The sequence below is a fragment of the Mucilaginibacter sp. Mucisp73 genome (assembly GCF_059491465.1).
In genome coordinates, this window is the sequence record NZ_CP168507.1 from 3907159 (window position 1) to 3922232 (window position 15074).

The following is a 15074-nucleotide window of genomic DNA, read 5'->3' on the forward strand; positions in this document are numbered from 1 at the left end:
TGATAATTCAATATGTACTGGTTTTACATGCTGAAAATTACCGGGTTATGGCATGACCAAAAGTTAAAACAGTTCAAAAACCATCATGGTTAAATCAAGGAAAGAGATTCGATTATTTTCCAAAAATCTTATTTAGTTCCGAATAAGGAACAGCATCATTTACAAAACCATACCTTCCCTGTGAAAGCTCAACAGCGGCCCGCTGAAAAGCGCCCAAAGCAGCCCTTGCCAATGCAGAACCAAGACTTACCCTTTTTACACCCAGGTCGGCAAGTTCATTGAAGTTAATATCAAAACCTGCTGCGCCAAGTACAATATTCACGGGCTTAGGCGCAACGGCTTTTACTACTTCGCTTATTTGTTCCCTCGTTTTGAGGCCCGGCGCAAAAAGCACATCGGCACCTGCATCGGCATAAGCAACAAGGCGTTTCATGGTGTCCTGCAGATCTATTTTCCCGTGGATCATATTTTCGGCCCTGGCGGTTAGCATAAAATGAAAAGGTAAACTCCGCGCTGCTTCAACAGCAGCCCTTACCCGCGCAACCGAAAGGTCGAAATTGTAAATGGGATCTTTATCATTCCCCGTAGCATCTTCTATCGAACCGCCAACCAGTCCCACTCCCGCTGCGGCTAAGATAGTTTCGGCACAAATCTCCGGCGTATCTCCAAAACCATTCTCCAAATCGGCAGCTACCGGTAAATGGGTTGCATTGATGATAGCCCTTGCATTATCAAGCGTTTCATCGCGACTGATCAGAGAATGACCATCCGGCCGGCCCAGTGCATAAGCCAACCCGGCACTGGTAGTAGTAAAAGCTTCAAAGCCTAAACCGGCTAAAATTTTAGCCGAACCGGCATCCCATGGATTAGGGATAACAAACAGGCCATCACGTTCATGCAGAGCTTTAAAAACTTCGGCTTTTTGATATTGGTAATTGTTTATTGCAGATGACATTTGAAGGTAGATTAGTGTTTATCGAAATTAAGCAAAAGTTAGCCTGCAATCACAAGTCTTAAGCCAGAAATTTGCTTTTTGACTTAAGACTTACGACTTCTAACTTCCGACTTAATATCCCTATTATTGCAACAGCAATAGTTATGAAACAAAAAGTAGATATTGAAAACTGGATCAGGAAAGAGCATTACAACTTTTTTAAACAGTTTGAGGAACCCTATTACGGCGTAAACGTAAACGTTGATGTAACGGCGGCCTATAAGTTTGTGAAGGATAACGGGATCTCATTTTTCCTTTATACCATGTATCAGTCTTTAGCTGCCTCGCAAATTATTGAGCCTTTCAAATATCGTATGGAGGGCGATGATGTTTTTATTTATGACCGAATTGATGCCAGCTCAACCGTTCCGCGGGCTAATGGCACATTTGGCTTTGGTGAATGGCCTTTTCATCCCTTGTTCGAAGATTTTGCCCGCGATGCAAATAAAGAAATTGAACGCGTGCAAAGTAACAACCTACTTGAACGCAAAGCTTTAAACAATGTGATCCGTTTTTCTTCGCTACCCTGGATCAATTTTACCTCACTGTCGCATGCGCGCATGTTTTCATTTATGGACAGCTGCCCCAAGGTTTCGTTTGGTAAAATGACCGAACATCATGGTAAGCGCACCATGCCGGTATCCGTCCATGTAAATCACGCGTTGATTGATGGCATCCACGTGGGCCAGTATATAGATTGTTACCAGGAGCTGCTGAACAAAGGATTTTAGGCTACCGTAAAACGCGCAGACGTTGCGTACCTCAGGCACGCTAAAACCCTTTAATAATTATTCTACAACCCTTTAGCACCTCTGGTGCTATCTTTCCATCTATTGATTTACAAGATAAAAAGTTTAACTTTTTTTAAACACATTTTCCTTCACCATAAACAATGGGAGCGAACCATAATCAAGCACGCGTGAATGAAAATCCCTGATGTTAAATTGGGCACCCTGCTTTTGCTGCAATTCCTCTTTCCAGTGCAGTATCTGTAAAGCGCCATACTTGTAGGTAACTACCTGTGCCGGCCAGCGGCGCATGCGGGCAATTTCGCGCATGGCAATATCATCCTGCCCCCGGATATTCTTTTTCCAAAATGCCAGTGCCTGTTCATCTGTCCAGCCGTAATAATTAAGCGCTACATCCAAGGGTACACGTACCGACCGTACAATGTCCCACTCCCATTTGCCCAGCTCATCATGAGTCGTTTTGTATACACCAAGTTGTTTGCCTAACTCTTCTGTATAGGCCGCCCAACCCTCAGCAAAGCCCATATAATAAAAAAGCTGCTGCACGGCTGATGTTTTGATTTGTGCCTCCATACTCGCCTGGTAATGGTGACCGGGAACGCCCTCGTGCATAAAAAGCCAGTCGACCTGCCGCTTATTGTATGGCTTATCAAAAAGATTATAGTAAAACGCATTATTATCGTAATAGCCGGGCGTTTGTGCCAGTTGCCTGTTTTCGCCTTTTACAATTTTTAGCGGGGCTATGTTGGTAGTACTAAACAGTTTGGGCATGTTGGCATAAATGACCGCTTTGGTATTTTCGAAGGCTTGCTGAACTAACTTCGGGTCACTGATAAAAAAGGAAGGATCATTGAGGTGCTCATCAAAACCATCCTCGTTTAACCCGGTTTGCTGGCGGATAGTTTCAATATGCTTTTGAACGCGGGCCACTTCGCTAAGGCCAAACTGGTAGATCTCATCAGGAGTGGCGCTGGCACTGGTCCAGCGTTTTAGCAGGTAGGCATACCAGGCTTTGCCGTTGGGGATAGTGATAATACCGCCTGTGGGGATTACAGCAGGTTTATTCTTTAACCAATCCTGCTCAAGTTTAATCCGCTCTAAATTAAGGGCGATTTCATAGCTGATCAGCTGATAATCTACTTTTTCCGGTTCGCTGAGCTGACCTGCTTTGAAGGCTGATAAATCAGTCGTAACTTTTTCAAAAAAAGCTAACTGTTTTTGCACATCAGCGGCGGTGCCGATATGTTCTAATCCGCTTGTGTAGCTTAATTCCAGTTGGGGCAAATGCAATTTAGTGTAACCGGTTACAAAATCATTGCAAAAAGCATCAAACGTTTGCTGACCAAAAGCAAAAGAAGAAGTTAAAATAAAAAACAAAAAAACAAGAGGTCGCCTCATCCAAAAGCACTTTTGCTTATGTTGACTGAATGTAGCTGTGCAATTGCTCAATAGTTTCCCTTTGCGAATGGATAGTTTCGTACACCACATCACTCATTGAAATAATACCGCATAACTGATCGGCCACATCAAACACCGGTAAATACCTGATATTATTTTCGCTCATGATCAGCATGCATTCATCAACTGATGATTCGGGGGTGATCCTCGGGAAATTGGTACTTATGATCTCGCCGGCGGTGGTTTCGTCGGAGTGTTTACCCATTAAAATGATTTTACGGGAGTAATCCCTCTCTGTCATCAGGCCCATATACCTGCCATTTTCGGTTACCACTACCGAGCCGATGTTTTTTTCGGCCATCAGTTTCAACACGTTAAACACGGTGGTATCGGCAGGTACTGCAGTAACGTTGTTCCCCTTACGGGCCAGGATATGCTTTACACTTTTCATAAATACTCAGGTTAATTTGGTAAATTCAAGATACGAATAAGTAACAGAAAAACAATGGATTGTGGAAAACAAAATCTATTCAGGCTAAAAAAAACGTTCGGCCATGCAGTTAAACCAATCCTTATATTGTAACAAAACGGGTGTCCCAATTTTTTGATTCCCGAAAAAAAATTAAAAAAACGCCGGCTGTCTTTTTTGCAGAAAAATAAATGTTCCATTTTTTGAGTCTGAAACGCGGAACAGCATAAAAATGAAACAAGTTGATAATCAATCAATTAGCCAATTCAATAAAACACATTCAACTAACTAATAATCAGTAAATAAAACTAATAAGAATAAAACAATACGTATTTTACAGAAGATTTGACGCCATGTTTATTCAACCTGTTTTTTTTGTTTTTATCGTAATTTTTTGAATAAGTTACCCCAATAATAAAAGGCGCTGACAAAATAGCTTCACCAACAATCTCAATTTATTTTATTAAAAAAGCCCCCCGGTAATTAAACCGAAGGGCTACCAACCTATATAAAAACAAACCTATTGTTTTCTCTTTCCCCAAATGGCGGTGCCATGGTTATCCAGCCCGGTAAATATCAGGGTTGATGTTATTTTATTTTCCCAGTCGCGCTCACGTTCAACTTTTAGCTTGTAAGTATCGCCGTTGCTGTATTTAAGCTCAAGCCATGGAGCGGTAAATGTCCATTTATCAGCAGTGTTACCATCAATAGTACCGGCAGCATCCAGTTTAAAGGTTGTTGAAACCTGGAAATCCGGATTGGTTTGCTCGGTACCATAACCCGGTACAACATGATAATTCAGCGTAATTTTTTCATAGGTCCCTGCCACATCGGCTGCAGCTATAGTTGTTTGAGCAACATTGGCATATCGCTCAGGCGATACTATTGGCCAGCCGTCGGTTGTCCATGATATTTTACGAACGTGCAGGTCCATAAAGTAGGAGTTAATACCCGGCCTGCCCTGGTGCGCCATGTAATATTGCCCGCTACCGTTGTCAAACACTGCACAATGCCCTGTGCCCTGCCAGCCGCTTTGGTTGCTGAACTGGTATGGCGCAAGGATCATGGGGCCATGATCTTCATTGGTATTGATGTCATGCCCGTTATAATCATAAAACGGACCGGTCGGACTATCGCCCCTCCCTACCCTAACATTATACTTGGTTTGCAGCCAGTCATAACTGATAAACAGGAAATACTTTTTCAGATCGGGGTTGTAGATCACTTCCGCACCTTCAATGTTACCATTGTATTTGCCGCCGGTAAAACCGCGGTTAGCTATGCGCTTGCCCTTATCACCCGAGCTGGCCGCCAGGCCGGTTGAAGGATCAAGTTTCAGGATATAGATCCCATCCCAGGCCGAGCCATAATACATATACTGCTCGCCGGTGGTTGTCGTTATTACAGTTGGGTCGATAGCGTTTGTTTGGATACTGGCATCATTGGTTGATGTTACAACGAGGCCTTTCTCCGTCCAGGGACCATCAGGCGATGAAGCCGTTGCCATACCGATAACACTCAGGCGTGCTACAGGCGATGAAAGCGAATAATACAATCTGTACTCCGAACCCACCTTCATTACGTAAGGTGCCCATAAGGCGTTGTAAGGCGTACCGCCTTTACCCGTAATATAGGCAGATCCCTGCGCCGGCAATGACGAAAATACCCAGCCCACATACTCCCACTGCACCAAATCCTTCGACCTGCGGATTTGCAGGCCCGGCCTTACATCAGTACCAAAAGCTACATCAGTACTATAGCAATAATAATAATCACCAAACTTTTTAATGGATGGGTCATGCACGTTATACACTGTCCACTTAGGATAATAGGTAAATGCCGCAATATCCGCATAAGTATCACTGATACTGTTGATATCAAACGCTGTTGTTATCGGTGTAGTTGTGGTAGTATCCGTTTTAGTTGGCGCAGGTGTCTCCTTTTTTGAGCAGGAAAACAGCACTGTTGCCAGTGCGGTTATTAAGTATAGATTTTTCGCTGTATTCATCGTCTTAGTCATCTCTTTCACTTAATTTTTTAATTCCCTCCCGCGGGAGGGGTGTGGCGGGCTGTGAAGTGGCAGGGAGGGGTTTATCAGTATATTTGTCATGATTCATAAACCCCTTCCTCCTCCTTCCCCTGGGAAGGAATCACACCTCCCCCGCTCTTTTTTCCTAATACCCCGTATTTTGTACCAAACCAACATTGGTTTGCACTTCGCTCAGCGGTATCGGCAAATACTCTTTACCTGCGGTATAGGTATTAAATTCCGGGTCGCGGGATTTTAGCCAGGCCAGTTTAGCTGCATCCTGTAACCAGCCCCAGCGGCGGATATCATCAAAACGGTGACCTTCCAACGAAAATTCAAGGAAACGTTCGTGACCTATCTGATCGCGCATCTCAGCCTGGCTCATGCCCGGTTTTACCGTAGCTAAGTTTGGCAAACCAACACGGCTGCGTACCCGTTGGATATATTGATAAGCATCATTTGTTTGGCCCAATTCGTTCAAACACTCAGCGTACATCAGCAGTACATCAGCATAACGCATCAATCTTTCGTTGATACCTGATCTCCAGTCATACTCATCGGCCTGGCCGCTGTCGCCGTTTTCATACTTATGGCAAAACAGGGCATTTAATGAGGAGCTGCCGGCATAGCGGGTGGCAAAATCCTGGTTATATAATTTTTCGCCGGGTTTGTTGTAATACATGGTTACATCCAAACGGGGGTCGACACCGCCACTGGTTGTTTTTTCCTGCAGATATTCATTGTATAATGCAGGCGTTGGCTGCACATCTGTAAAACCAAAACTCGCTGCGCCAAAGGTGATGGCACGGGCAGATGTACGGCCCCATCCTGATGACGGATCGCCTCCCCAGCCCAGATCAGTACCTCCGGCATCCCTTGAAAACTGAACCTCAAAAATCGATTCGGAGTTGTTTTCATTATTGGCAAAAAAGTTATCGTAGTAATTAGGCACAAGGCTATAAGTACCCATGTCAATAACTGATTTGAACTCGGCAGCAGCTTCCGCATATTTTTTTGTGAACAGGTAGGTTTTCCCCAGAAACGCTGCTGCCGCTCCCCTGGTAGCACGACCTATCTGTCCATCGGGCGATAAGCCGCTGTAAGTTGCTGGCAGCATGCCTTCGGCAGCTTTAAAATCGCTGATCACCTGTGCCCAAACTACATCCTGGGGCTGTTGCTTTTGGAAATAATCGGCACTTGAGCCGGCAGGAACCAACGGCATAGGCACGTTTTTATAAAAATCGGCCAGGTGGAAATAATACAGGCCACGCAGAAAATAGGCCTGACCCAATACACGTTTTTTCAGTTCGGCATCCATATTAATGGCGGGTACATATTTCAGCACTTCGTTTGCGCGTAAAATACCCTGGTAATAGGCCGTCCATGAAAACAGTACGCCCGCGCCACTGCTTTGCATATTGAACTTACCCATGTTATAGATCTGGTCCCATGGACTGTAGCTTGTAGCATCATCGCCCCTTGTGTTTTCCACTATCGGCGAAAAACGCATGTATGAACCATCAATAATTAAACTGCCATATACCGCATTTATCCCTTTTACAGCATCATCAGAAGTTTGCCAAAACGTTTGGGTTGTTTGCGCGTTAGGGTTTACAGTATTTAAATCACTTTTTTTACACCCCATTGCAAAAGCCGACAGTACTAAACCAGTAACTATGGCCTTTTTAAATATATTTTTCATTATACTAATGTTTAATGTTTATCAATAATTATAAGCCTACCTGTAAACCAACCAGCAAAGTGCGCGGATTAGGGAACGAACCATAATCAAAACCGCGGTTAATTGTACCATCATTAATAAAATCAGGATCGTAACCTTTGTATTTGGTTATTGTATAAAGATTTTGCCCTGACAGGTAGATCCTTACGCTCCTGAATACGTGTGTGCGGTTTAATAAAGCGGCAGGCAACGTATAACCTAACTGTGCAGTTTGCAGGCGGGCATATGAGGCACTTTGAATGAACCTATCCGAATTGCGACCATTCGCGTTCGGATCGCCGATAATTGGCCTTGGCACATTAGTATTGGTATTGGATGGTGTCCAGTAATTTAATTCATCAGTACTTTGATTGCCATACTGACCGGTCATTAAAGCCTGATAAACACCATTGGCAATTTTGCTGCCGTAATTACCCTGTATAAATATTGACGCGTCAATGTTTTTATAGTTGGCGCTAAAATTGAATCCATAGTAAAGTTTTGGAATTGCAGAGCCCAGATAAACACGGTCATCATCATTGATAATACCGTTATGGTCGGTATCAACAAACTTAACATCGCCGGGAGCGGCACCTGTTTGAGTAGCATGGGCGGCCACTTCGGCAGCATTTTTAAAAATGCCTTCGGTTTTAAAAGCATATAGCTCACCAACTTCGCCGCCTACTGCTGTTTTGCTGTACGCGCCATATATCGGGTTACCGCCATTGCCTAATGATGTCACCTTATTCTTAACGGTTGAAGCATTTGCGCTAATGGTGTAATTGAACGGACCGGTATCCCTGCTGCGATAAGTTACCGTAAACTCGATACCTTTATTGGTAAAAGAGGCAGCATTAACCAGCGGCGTATTAATTGCCCCTACCGAAGGCGGAATAGGCACCCCTAACAATACACCGGTAATTTTATTGATATAATACTCTGATGAAAATGCAAGCTGGTCATGAAACAAGCTTAAATCAAGGCCGATGTTGGTTGTTTTTTTACCTTCCCATTTATTGGTTTGGTCAAACACCTGGGTTTGGGTTGTTCCTGTAGCAAGTGTATTACCAAACACATAGCTTGCATTTCCATTTACAATGGTTTGGTAAGGATATGGATTAGATAAAGCGTTTATGTTACCCAATATTCCGTACCCGGCTTTAAGTTTTAACTGCGTAATAGCCTCTGGCAGGTGTATAAATTTTTCTTTATTGATGTTCCAACCGATTGATGCTCCCGGGAAATTCCCATAACGATGCTGTTGAGTAAGTTGGGAGCTACCGTCTCGCCTATAGTTAAAGGTTAACAGATACCTGTCATCATAATTGTAATTGATACGTGCAAATATCGGCGAATAAAATTTGGTAATAAAGCTGTTGCTGTAAGCTGTTTTATTAGCCGGGTTACTTACGTTGTCAAGTGAGAATAAATAAGGCTGGGGCAAGTTTAATGCTACACCTGTTAAATTGCTGGTAGCATTTTTCTGATACGCGGTACCTGCCAAAATCTCAAAATTATGCTTTTTAACATTCAGTTTATAGCTCAGCGTGTTTTCTATCAATTGGGTATAATAGTTGCCCCTGGCATCACTGTAGTAAGCAGTTGTATTGGGATAAAACCAGCCCAAATCATAAATAGGATCAAAATAAGTGTTTCTAAAATCGTTGCGGTCGTAACTTCCGCTGATGCGGTATTTTAGGTTCTTAAGTATATCTACCTCCATCCAGGCCGATGCCATCATACGGTTACGCTGGCCTGTGCTGTTCAATAAGTTATTTACACCTATAATATTTAGCGAAATAGCCCTCTGTGTATTTTGATCAACACCTCCATAACCGCCAACGCGGTTAGGGTCATAAATAGGCATGGTAGGAATTGCAGTAACCAGGTCGACTATTTGGTTACCTGTACCGTGCAGGTGCGGATATGCCAGGTTATTATAATCACCTTCGGTATAGGCAAACTTAGTACCGAAAGATACGATACCTTTTTTGCCTTGAATATTGCCGCTTAGGTTATACCGGGTATATGAGGGCCCGGATACCGTTGTACCGGTTTGGTTAAAGTAGTCAAAAGCAACATTATAGCTCATGTTATCGTTACCTCCGGATAAACCGAGGTCATGGCTTTGGGTATAGCCGGTTCGGAAACCTGATTTTTGCCAGTCGGTATTTACATTACTGATAAATTTGCTTGATGACGGATCATTACCTGGTGCTAAAGACAAACCTGCATTAGTTTCAGCTGCATTAGCGATTTTTTGATAACCTATCCTATCGGTAACGGAAAGCGTTTTTGGATTTTTCTGAAAACCTGCATAGCCGTTGTAGTTGATCTTCATCGGACCATTTTTGCCTCGTTTGGTGGTGATGATAACTACACCATTAGCACCACGAAACCCATAAATTGCGCCCGCAGATGCATCTTTAATCACTTGCAAACTTTCAATATCAGTATTCGGGAAGTCAAAAGGCTCAAATGTTGGCACACCGTCAATTATAAACAACGGGTTATTGCTATTTAATGAGCTTACACCACGGATGCGGATAGAAACACCTTCGCCCGGAACACCAGATCCATTTACCTGTACACCGGCTACCTGCCCCTGTAACGCTCTTGCAACATCGGGTGTTACCCGCTTGTTGGCATCCTTAAGGTTAACCACAGTAACAGAACCTGTAAGGTTTTCCTTTTTCTGTGTGCCGTATCCAACCACTATTACTTCGTTTAAAGAGTTGGATGCTGCTTTTAACTGTACATTGATTAACGAGTTGCCGGTAACTGTTATTTCCTGCGAGACATAGCCAACAAACGAAAATACAAGCACTACACCACCTGTATTATTATCGGGAATATTTAAGGTATAACGCCCCTGCAAATCGGTTTGGGCGCTAACATTGGTACCCTTTACCTTCACGGTAACACCAGGCATGGGCAGGTCGGCCTCGTCGGTCACTTTACCGCTCACAGTGCCCGGGGCCATTGCCTTTCCCTTTTCGGTAAGGATAACCAGGTTATTATCACCCAGTGTATAACTCAGGTTGGTATTGCTAAGTACAATTTTCATCACCTCTTCAAGCGATGCATCTTTTGTATTTAAACTGGCGGGCATATCGTTTTTCAACAACATATCGTCGTTATACAAAAAGCGATAGTCAGACTTTTTTTCGATTTCCTTTAACGCCTTTTTCAGGGGCATGTTTTGGAAATTAACGTTGATGCGGGTCTGACCATATCCCTTTGAAAACGCCTGCAACGAGGAGGCGAGTACCAGGATACAGATAAATTTAAACATAAGAAGTACTTTCAAAAATTGGTTCAGCCGCAATGGGTTAATGCGGTGTGCATTTTTTTTCATAATTTAGCATTAAGGTTATTTTAACTATTTGGTTTATAGAAGGACTGGTAGTTAACTTGTACCACATTATAATGGGGGGATGCGGGAACATCTTCCCATTTTTTATGGTTTAAGATTTGATACTTATTTACGCATAGGCTCTTTCATAAAGGTTTATTAATTAATAAATTACAATTTGGTTAGTGTCAATTTTATAATGAAAAGCCGCCGTTTTCTGCAGGCTCAATAAAGCCTTGTTAATCGATTCTTTTTGAAATTTCCCCGTAAAGCGCAGCTTTTTTACATCCTCATTTTCAAAAACGATGTTCACATTATATCTGCGCTCCATTTTTTGGGCGATGTTTTCAAAGTCTTCAGCGTCAAAGGCCAGTTTATTTTCAAGCCATAAGGCTTCTGATGGCAAAGTGTCCTTTTTGGCCTGGTGGATACGGCTCAGTGCTATAAGCGGAGTTTCTTCAGCTATCTTATACGTTGGGGTATTACTTTTAAGTTGTAGTTCCTGGTTGTTGATCACCGTAATTTTTTCTGATGGGTTAAGGATGATCTTTTTTTCGGGATTTTTTAAAACGGTAAGTTCAATTTTACCGCGAATGAGTGCGGCTTCGGATGTTTTATCATTATTGTATGAACGCACATTGAATTTAGTACCTAACACCCTAATGCTGATGGTTGTGGTAGTAACTACAAAAGGGTGCTGCGGATCTTTAACAACATCAAAAAAAGCTTCGCCAACAAGGCTTACCCTTCTTTGATCGGCACCAAAATCATTGCTGTAAGTGAGTTTGCTGCCCATATTAAGCCAAACACGGCTGCCATCCGGTAGTTGAATTTTGCTAATTCCGTTTTTAGGAGCAGTTATTTCATTGGGTTTCCCGGTAGTAATAGTTTCTTTGCGGGTAAACCAAAATATGCCCAGCATCAAACATGCGGCAGCTAATAACGATCCCAGTTTAATGATCCCATTTTTTTTTGTTTTGCTTTGGATTGAGATGATTTGAGCGGCTTCTTCAGCTTCCTTTTCTTCAATTACATCAAGTTCGGTTTCAAAAGCATCCCACTTGCTTAACAGCTTTTCATCCTGGCTTGTTTGCTGATCATTTTTCCAGATCGCTTCCAGCCCATCCATTGGGTACATACCGGCGGCTTCCTGTTGCTGCAACAGTTGTTCAAGTTCAAGTAACTCTTCGGGCGAAGCTTCACCATTTAACTTTTTACCAATAAGTATCCAGATGTTGTTGATCATTATTTACGGCTCTATATATAAAGACTGTAAATAATCGGGATACCCCAGTGGGCAGATCAAATATTTTTTGAAATTTTTTCGGGGCTGGCAGGCATCGTCGTTTTTTCGGTGTCTTTTAACCCTTGCGCAAGGGTTTTCAACGCGTTGCCCATATGGTATTCAACCGTTTTTATAGAGATATCGAGCAGCTCGGCTACTTCGCGATATTTCAAGCCGTCCTCTTTTATCAGCTTAAAAACCAGGCGGCATTGTTCGGAAAGTTTGTTTAAAGTAGTATTGATGAGTTTGGTAAGATCTTCATAAACCAGCTTATCTTCACCTGTAGCGCCCGAATCGGCAACGTCTACCTTTATATCATCAATATTTACGCTTTTAAGCCGATTTTTGGATACACAGGTAAGCGACTTATTTTTAACCGATGTATAGCAGTAATAAGTAAAGTTATTGATCTCCGCAATAGAAGCCCGGCGCCCCCAAAGGTTCATGAAAACATCATCGGTGATTTCTTCGGCAAGTTCATCCTGCTTTACCAGTGATTTTGCCAGGTTAAATAATTTACCATAATAAGCCAGGTACAACCTTTTAAAGGAAGCCCTGCTGCTGTTTAGAGCAATATCATTAAGTAAGTACCTAATCTCGGTGTCCAGCATCTCCTTATCGGTTGTATTTACTTTGATCAAAAACCGTGAAACAGTTCTTGTATGGTTTAATTCAATATAATTGGCTATTGGTCTTCATTAAAGCGAGGTTATCACGCTAATGAAAATCTAAGGTATAATATTTATTTTAATTGTTCAAAAAACAATTAAAATATTTTTCATCAAATTTATAAGCATATTCTGCTAAATTGTTTTATTTATCACAAAGCATCCGTGTCAATAAAAATTCTTCTTAATCAAACAAAGCAACATGCGAGGGTCTTTGAAAGTTTAATGAGTTCTAAAATACAATATTTTAATTGTCATTTAAACAATAATAAAGTAAACCAAGCCTCTGCTTTCGACTTATAAAACTGATACAATTCTTGAATTAAAACTGAGGGCAAATTTTAAAGACAGTTACGAATAAAACTTAAACTTTTTTGTCTTAAAGAAGCAATACTGATTTTGACAAAAAAAGCGCCACCATAATTGGCAGCGCTTTTCTAACTACTTAGGCTAATTGATAAATCACTTCATGTGCCTCCCACAACACCGGGATTTCCAGCTTGTCAATCAGCCTTTCCAACACAACATCCGGTATGGCTGCTTCGCGGTTCCTGTTTTGTTTGAGCAATCCGGCGTAGGGCACTTCTACATAAATAATCTTTACCCTGGCTTCATAAGTGATAAATAATTCAATTAATTGTAAACGCATTTCCCGGGTAATGTTGGTAGCATTCCAGATAAAGCTTTTTTGCTTTCTCAAAAACGTACGCGCCTGTTCTTTTGCTTCCTGTATCACGGTGCCATTACCACTTTTATCTGTAGGCGAGATACCACGTGCCACACGGATATCATCAAGCGACACAACCGGCAGATCCGGGTAGTGCTTTTGGATATAGGTATTTTTACCAGCCCCCGGCAGACCGCTCATTAATATTACTTCGGCAGCTGGCTGTTCAAACGGCACGTAATCCGAGTAAGCATCTTCGTGCTGCATGTAATACATTTTGGCTTCGTCCGTTGCAAAGTTACGGGCAACAGCCCAGCAGTTTTGCTCCCGGCAAAAAGCTTCAAAACAATCTATTTTATAAAGCATTTCATCCTGATCGGTACAGATTCTCCCCAATACATCGGCACGGGCAAGCAAGGCCAGCCATTGAGTATTAACTTCTATACTTGCCATAATGAGAGCCTTTGCCGGATCGGGCTTTTCAAAAACCCAAAGCGGCAAGCCGTGATAGCGCACCAGCCCAACAATCTGCTCACGTATTGAAAATGGTGTCGCTATTTCTCTGTATAATATCTGCCGGGCAGTCATTGCACCTTTTCGAGCATGACCGTTTGAGGTAATCCTGCCGTCTGGTTCAATTACAGTAGTACTGTATTTTTCAACATCATGCAGCAAAGCTGCTGCCCAGAGTATTTCCTGTTCCTGTACAGGTAACTGCTGATAAGCGGGCTGATCAACTAATGCTTCAATCACCATTTTGGTGTGAATTGCAACGTTACCCTCCTCATGATATATTGTATCCTGCGGTACACTTTCCATCCGTCCCACCCAATCAAAATGGGTTTCAAGATATGTCCAGTTTTTATTTTCAGTAATGGTCCACATAGGTACCTCCTTCGTTTTTTAATGGCGCACGTTTCCAGCTGCGTGTCCAGTGCTGGTTGGTTTTAACGCGCCCTTTCCTTACATATTTAAATACATTACGCGCAAAATCATCTATCGCATAACTGTCCGCATTGCGGGATACAATCCCTTCAATAGTTGCAGGCTTTCCGTCCCCCGCATCATGGGGTTCAAAAGTACCCCTGCTTTTAGTCAATGTCAAAACATCCTGTTCAAATCTCAACTGATCAACAGGTAGATAAACATTTCCCAGTTCAGGCACCGTCGGCAGACCGATCATTGCCGCATAAAATTTAGTTTCTTCCCAGCTTAACCAACGGTCATGCTCGCGGATCCCGAACACATAAAAATGATGTTCGAGGTTCCGGTATTCAATGGATGAATTGCGTAGAGATTTTCAAGGAAGATCTCCAGATCACCCAAGTCATTTTTGATCAACTGCCAAAACCTACGAATGCTCTCCGTCCAGGCAGAGGTCGTTGGCGCAGCGTGCGAACGCGCGAAAACGCCGTACCGCGACAGGCAGTTATTCTCTCCATCCAGTTTTTCAGTATGGATAAGTGTGGATATTTTTTGTATATGTTGCCAATAGTCGTGCTGTATCCTGTCATCGCTGGTTGTGCCCGGCGAAAACGGATAATGATACGTACGACCATATTTTTTTGATATAGCCATGTTGTAAAATTTTTAATTAAAAGAAATAGAAATTCACCTCCTCCCCTGGGATGGGGAAGCTCATTAAACGTTTATGCTAATGAGATTACATGGCTCAAATTTTTGAGAGTTTTTGTTATTACTGGCGCAAAGGTAATAAACTGACTGGTAAAAAAAAAGCCT

General features: G+C 42.5%; 10 protein-coding genes and 1 pseudogene. 1 reads left to right on the top strand and 10 read right to left on the bottom strand.

The window, feature by feature from the left end:
• Positions 1-112: 112 nt before the first annotated feature.
• Positions 113-955, bottom strand: coding sequence for an isocitrate lyase/PEP mutase family protein (locus ACEN82_RS16230; protein WP_413318420.1), 843 nt, complete (start codon positions 953-955; stop codon positions 113-115).
• 143 nt (positions 956-1098) lie between these two features.
• On the opposite strand from ACEN82_RS16230, the gene ACEN82_RS16235 reads away from it, so the two are divergent.
• Positions 1099-1725, top strand: coding sequence for a CatA-like O-acetyltransferase (locus tag ACEN82_RS16235; RefSeq protein ID WP_413318418.1), 627 nt, complete (start codon positions 1099-1101; stop codon positions 1723-1725).
• Between the two features lie 123 nt (positions 1726-1848).
• Here the strand turns inward: ACEN82_RS16235 and ACEN82_RS16240 are convergent, their stop codons facing one another.
• From ACEN82_RS16240 to ACEN82_RS16280, 9 genes and pseudogenes are all read right to left on the bottom strand, one after another.
• Entirely contained in the window at positions 1849-3120 is a 1272-nt protein-coding gene (locus ACEN82_RS16240; RefSeq protein ID WP_413318416.1) for a DUF885 domain-containing protein, read from the bottom strand.
• A 37-nt stretch (positions 3121-3157) separates the two neighbouring features.
• Entirely contained in the window at positions 3158-3592 is a 435-nt protein-coding gene (locus ACEN82_RS16245; RefSeq protein ID WP_090524079.1) for a CBS domain-containing protein, read from the bottom strand.
• A gap of 538 nt (positions 3593-4130) precedes the next feature.
• Positions 4131-5618, bottom strand: coding sequence for an arabinan endo-1,5-alpha-L-arabinosidase (locus tag ACEN82_RS16250; RefSeq protein WP_413318414.1), 1488 nt, complete (start codon positions 5616-5618; stop codon positions 4131-4133).
• A 166-nt stretch (positions 5619-5784) separates the two neighbouring features.
• Positions 5785-7341 carry a RagB/SusD family nutrient uptake outer membrane protein gene (locus ACEN82_RS16255; RefSeq protein WP_413318413.1) on the bottom strand — a complete coding sequence of 519 codons (1557 nt, stop codon included), beginning with the start codon at positions 7339-7341 and terminating at the stop codon, positions 5785-5787.
• Between the two features lie 28 nt (positions 7342-7369).
• Positions 7370-10717, bottom strand: coding sequence for a TonB-dependent receptor (locus tag ACEN82_RS16260; RefSeq protein ID WP_413318411.1), 3348 nt, complete (start codon positions 10715-10717; stop codon positions 7370-7372).
• Positions 10718-10877: 160 nt separating this feature from the next.
• Positions 10878-11960 (bottom strand): FecR family protein, encoded by a 1083-nt coding sequence (locus tag ACEN82_RS16265; RefSeq protein ID WP_413318409.1) that lies wholly within the window; start codon positions 11958-11960, stop codon positions 10878-10880.
• Positions 11961-12016: 56 nt separating this feature from the next.
• Complete coding sequence (locus tag ACEN82_RS16270) at positions 12017-12640, bottom strand: RNA polymerase sigma-70 factor (RefSeq protein ID WP_413318407.1); 624 nt, start codon at positions 12638-12640, stop codon at positions 12017-12019.
• 472 nt (positions 12641-13112) lie between these two features.
• Positions 13113-14219, bottom strand: a complete 1107-nt coding sequence (locus tag ACEN82_RS16275; RefSeq protein ID WP_413318405.1) for an AAA family ATPase — start codon at positions 14217-14219, stop codon at positions 13113-13115.
• Positions 14203-14912, bottom strand: a pseudogene (locus ACEN82_RS16280) (RNA ligase family protein). The gene ACEN82_RS16275 and the pseudogene ACEN82_RS16280 overlap by 17 nt, the downstream one beginning before the upstream one ends.
• Positions 14913-15074 lie beyond the last annotated feature (162 nt).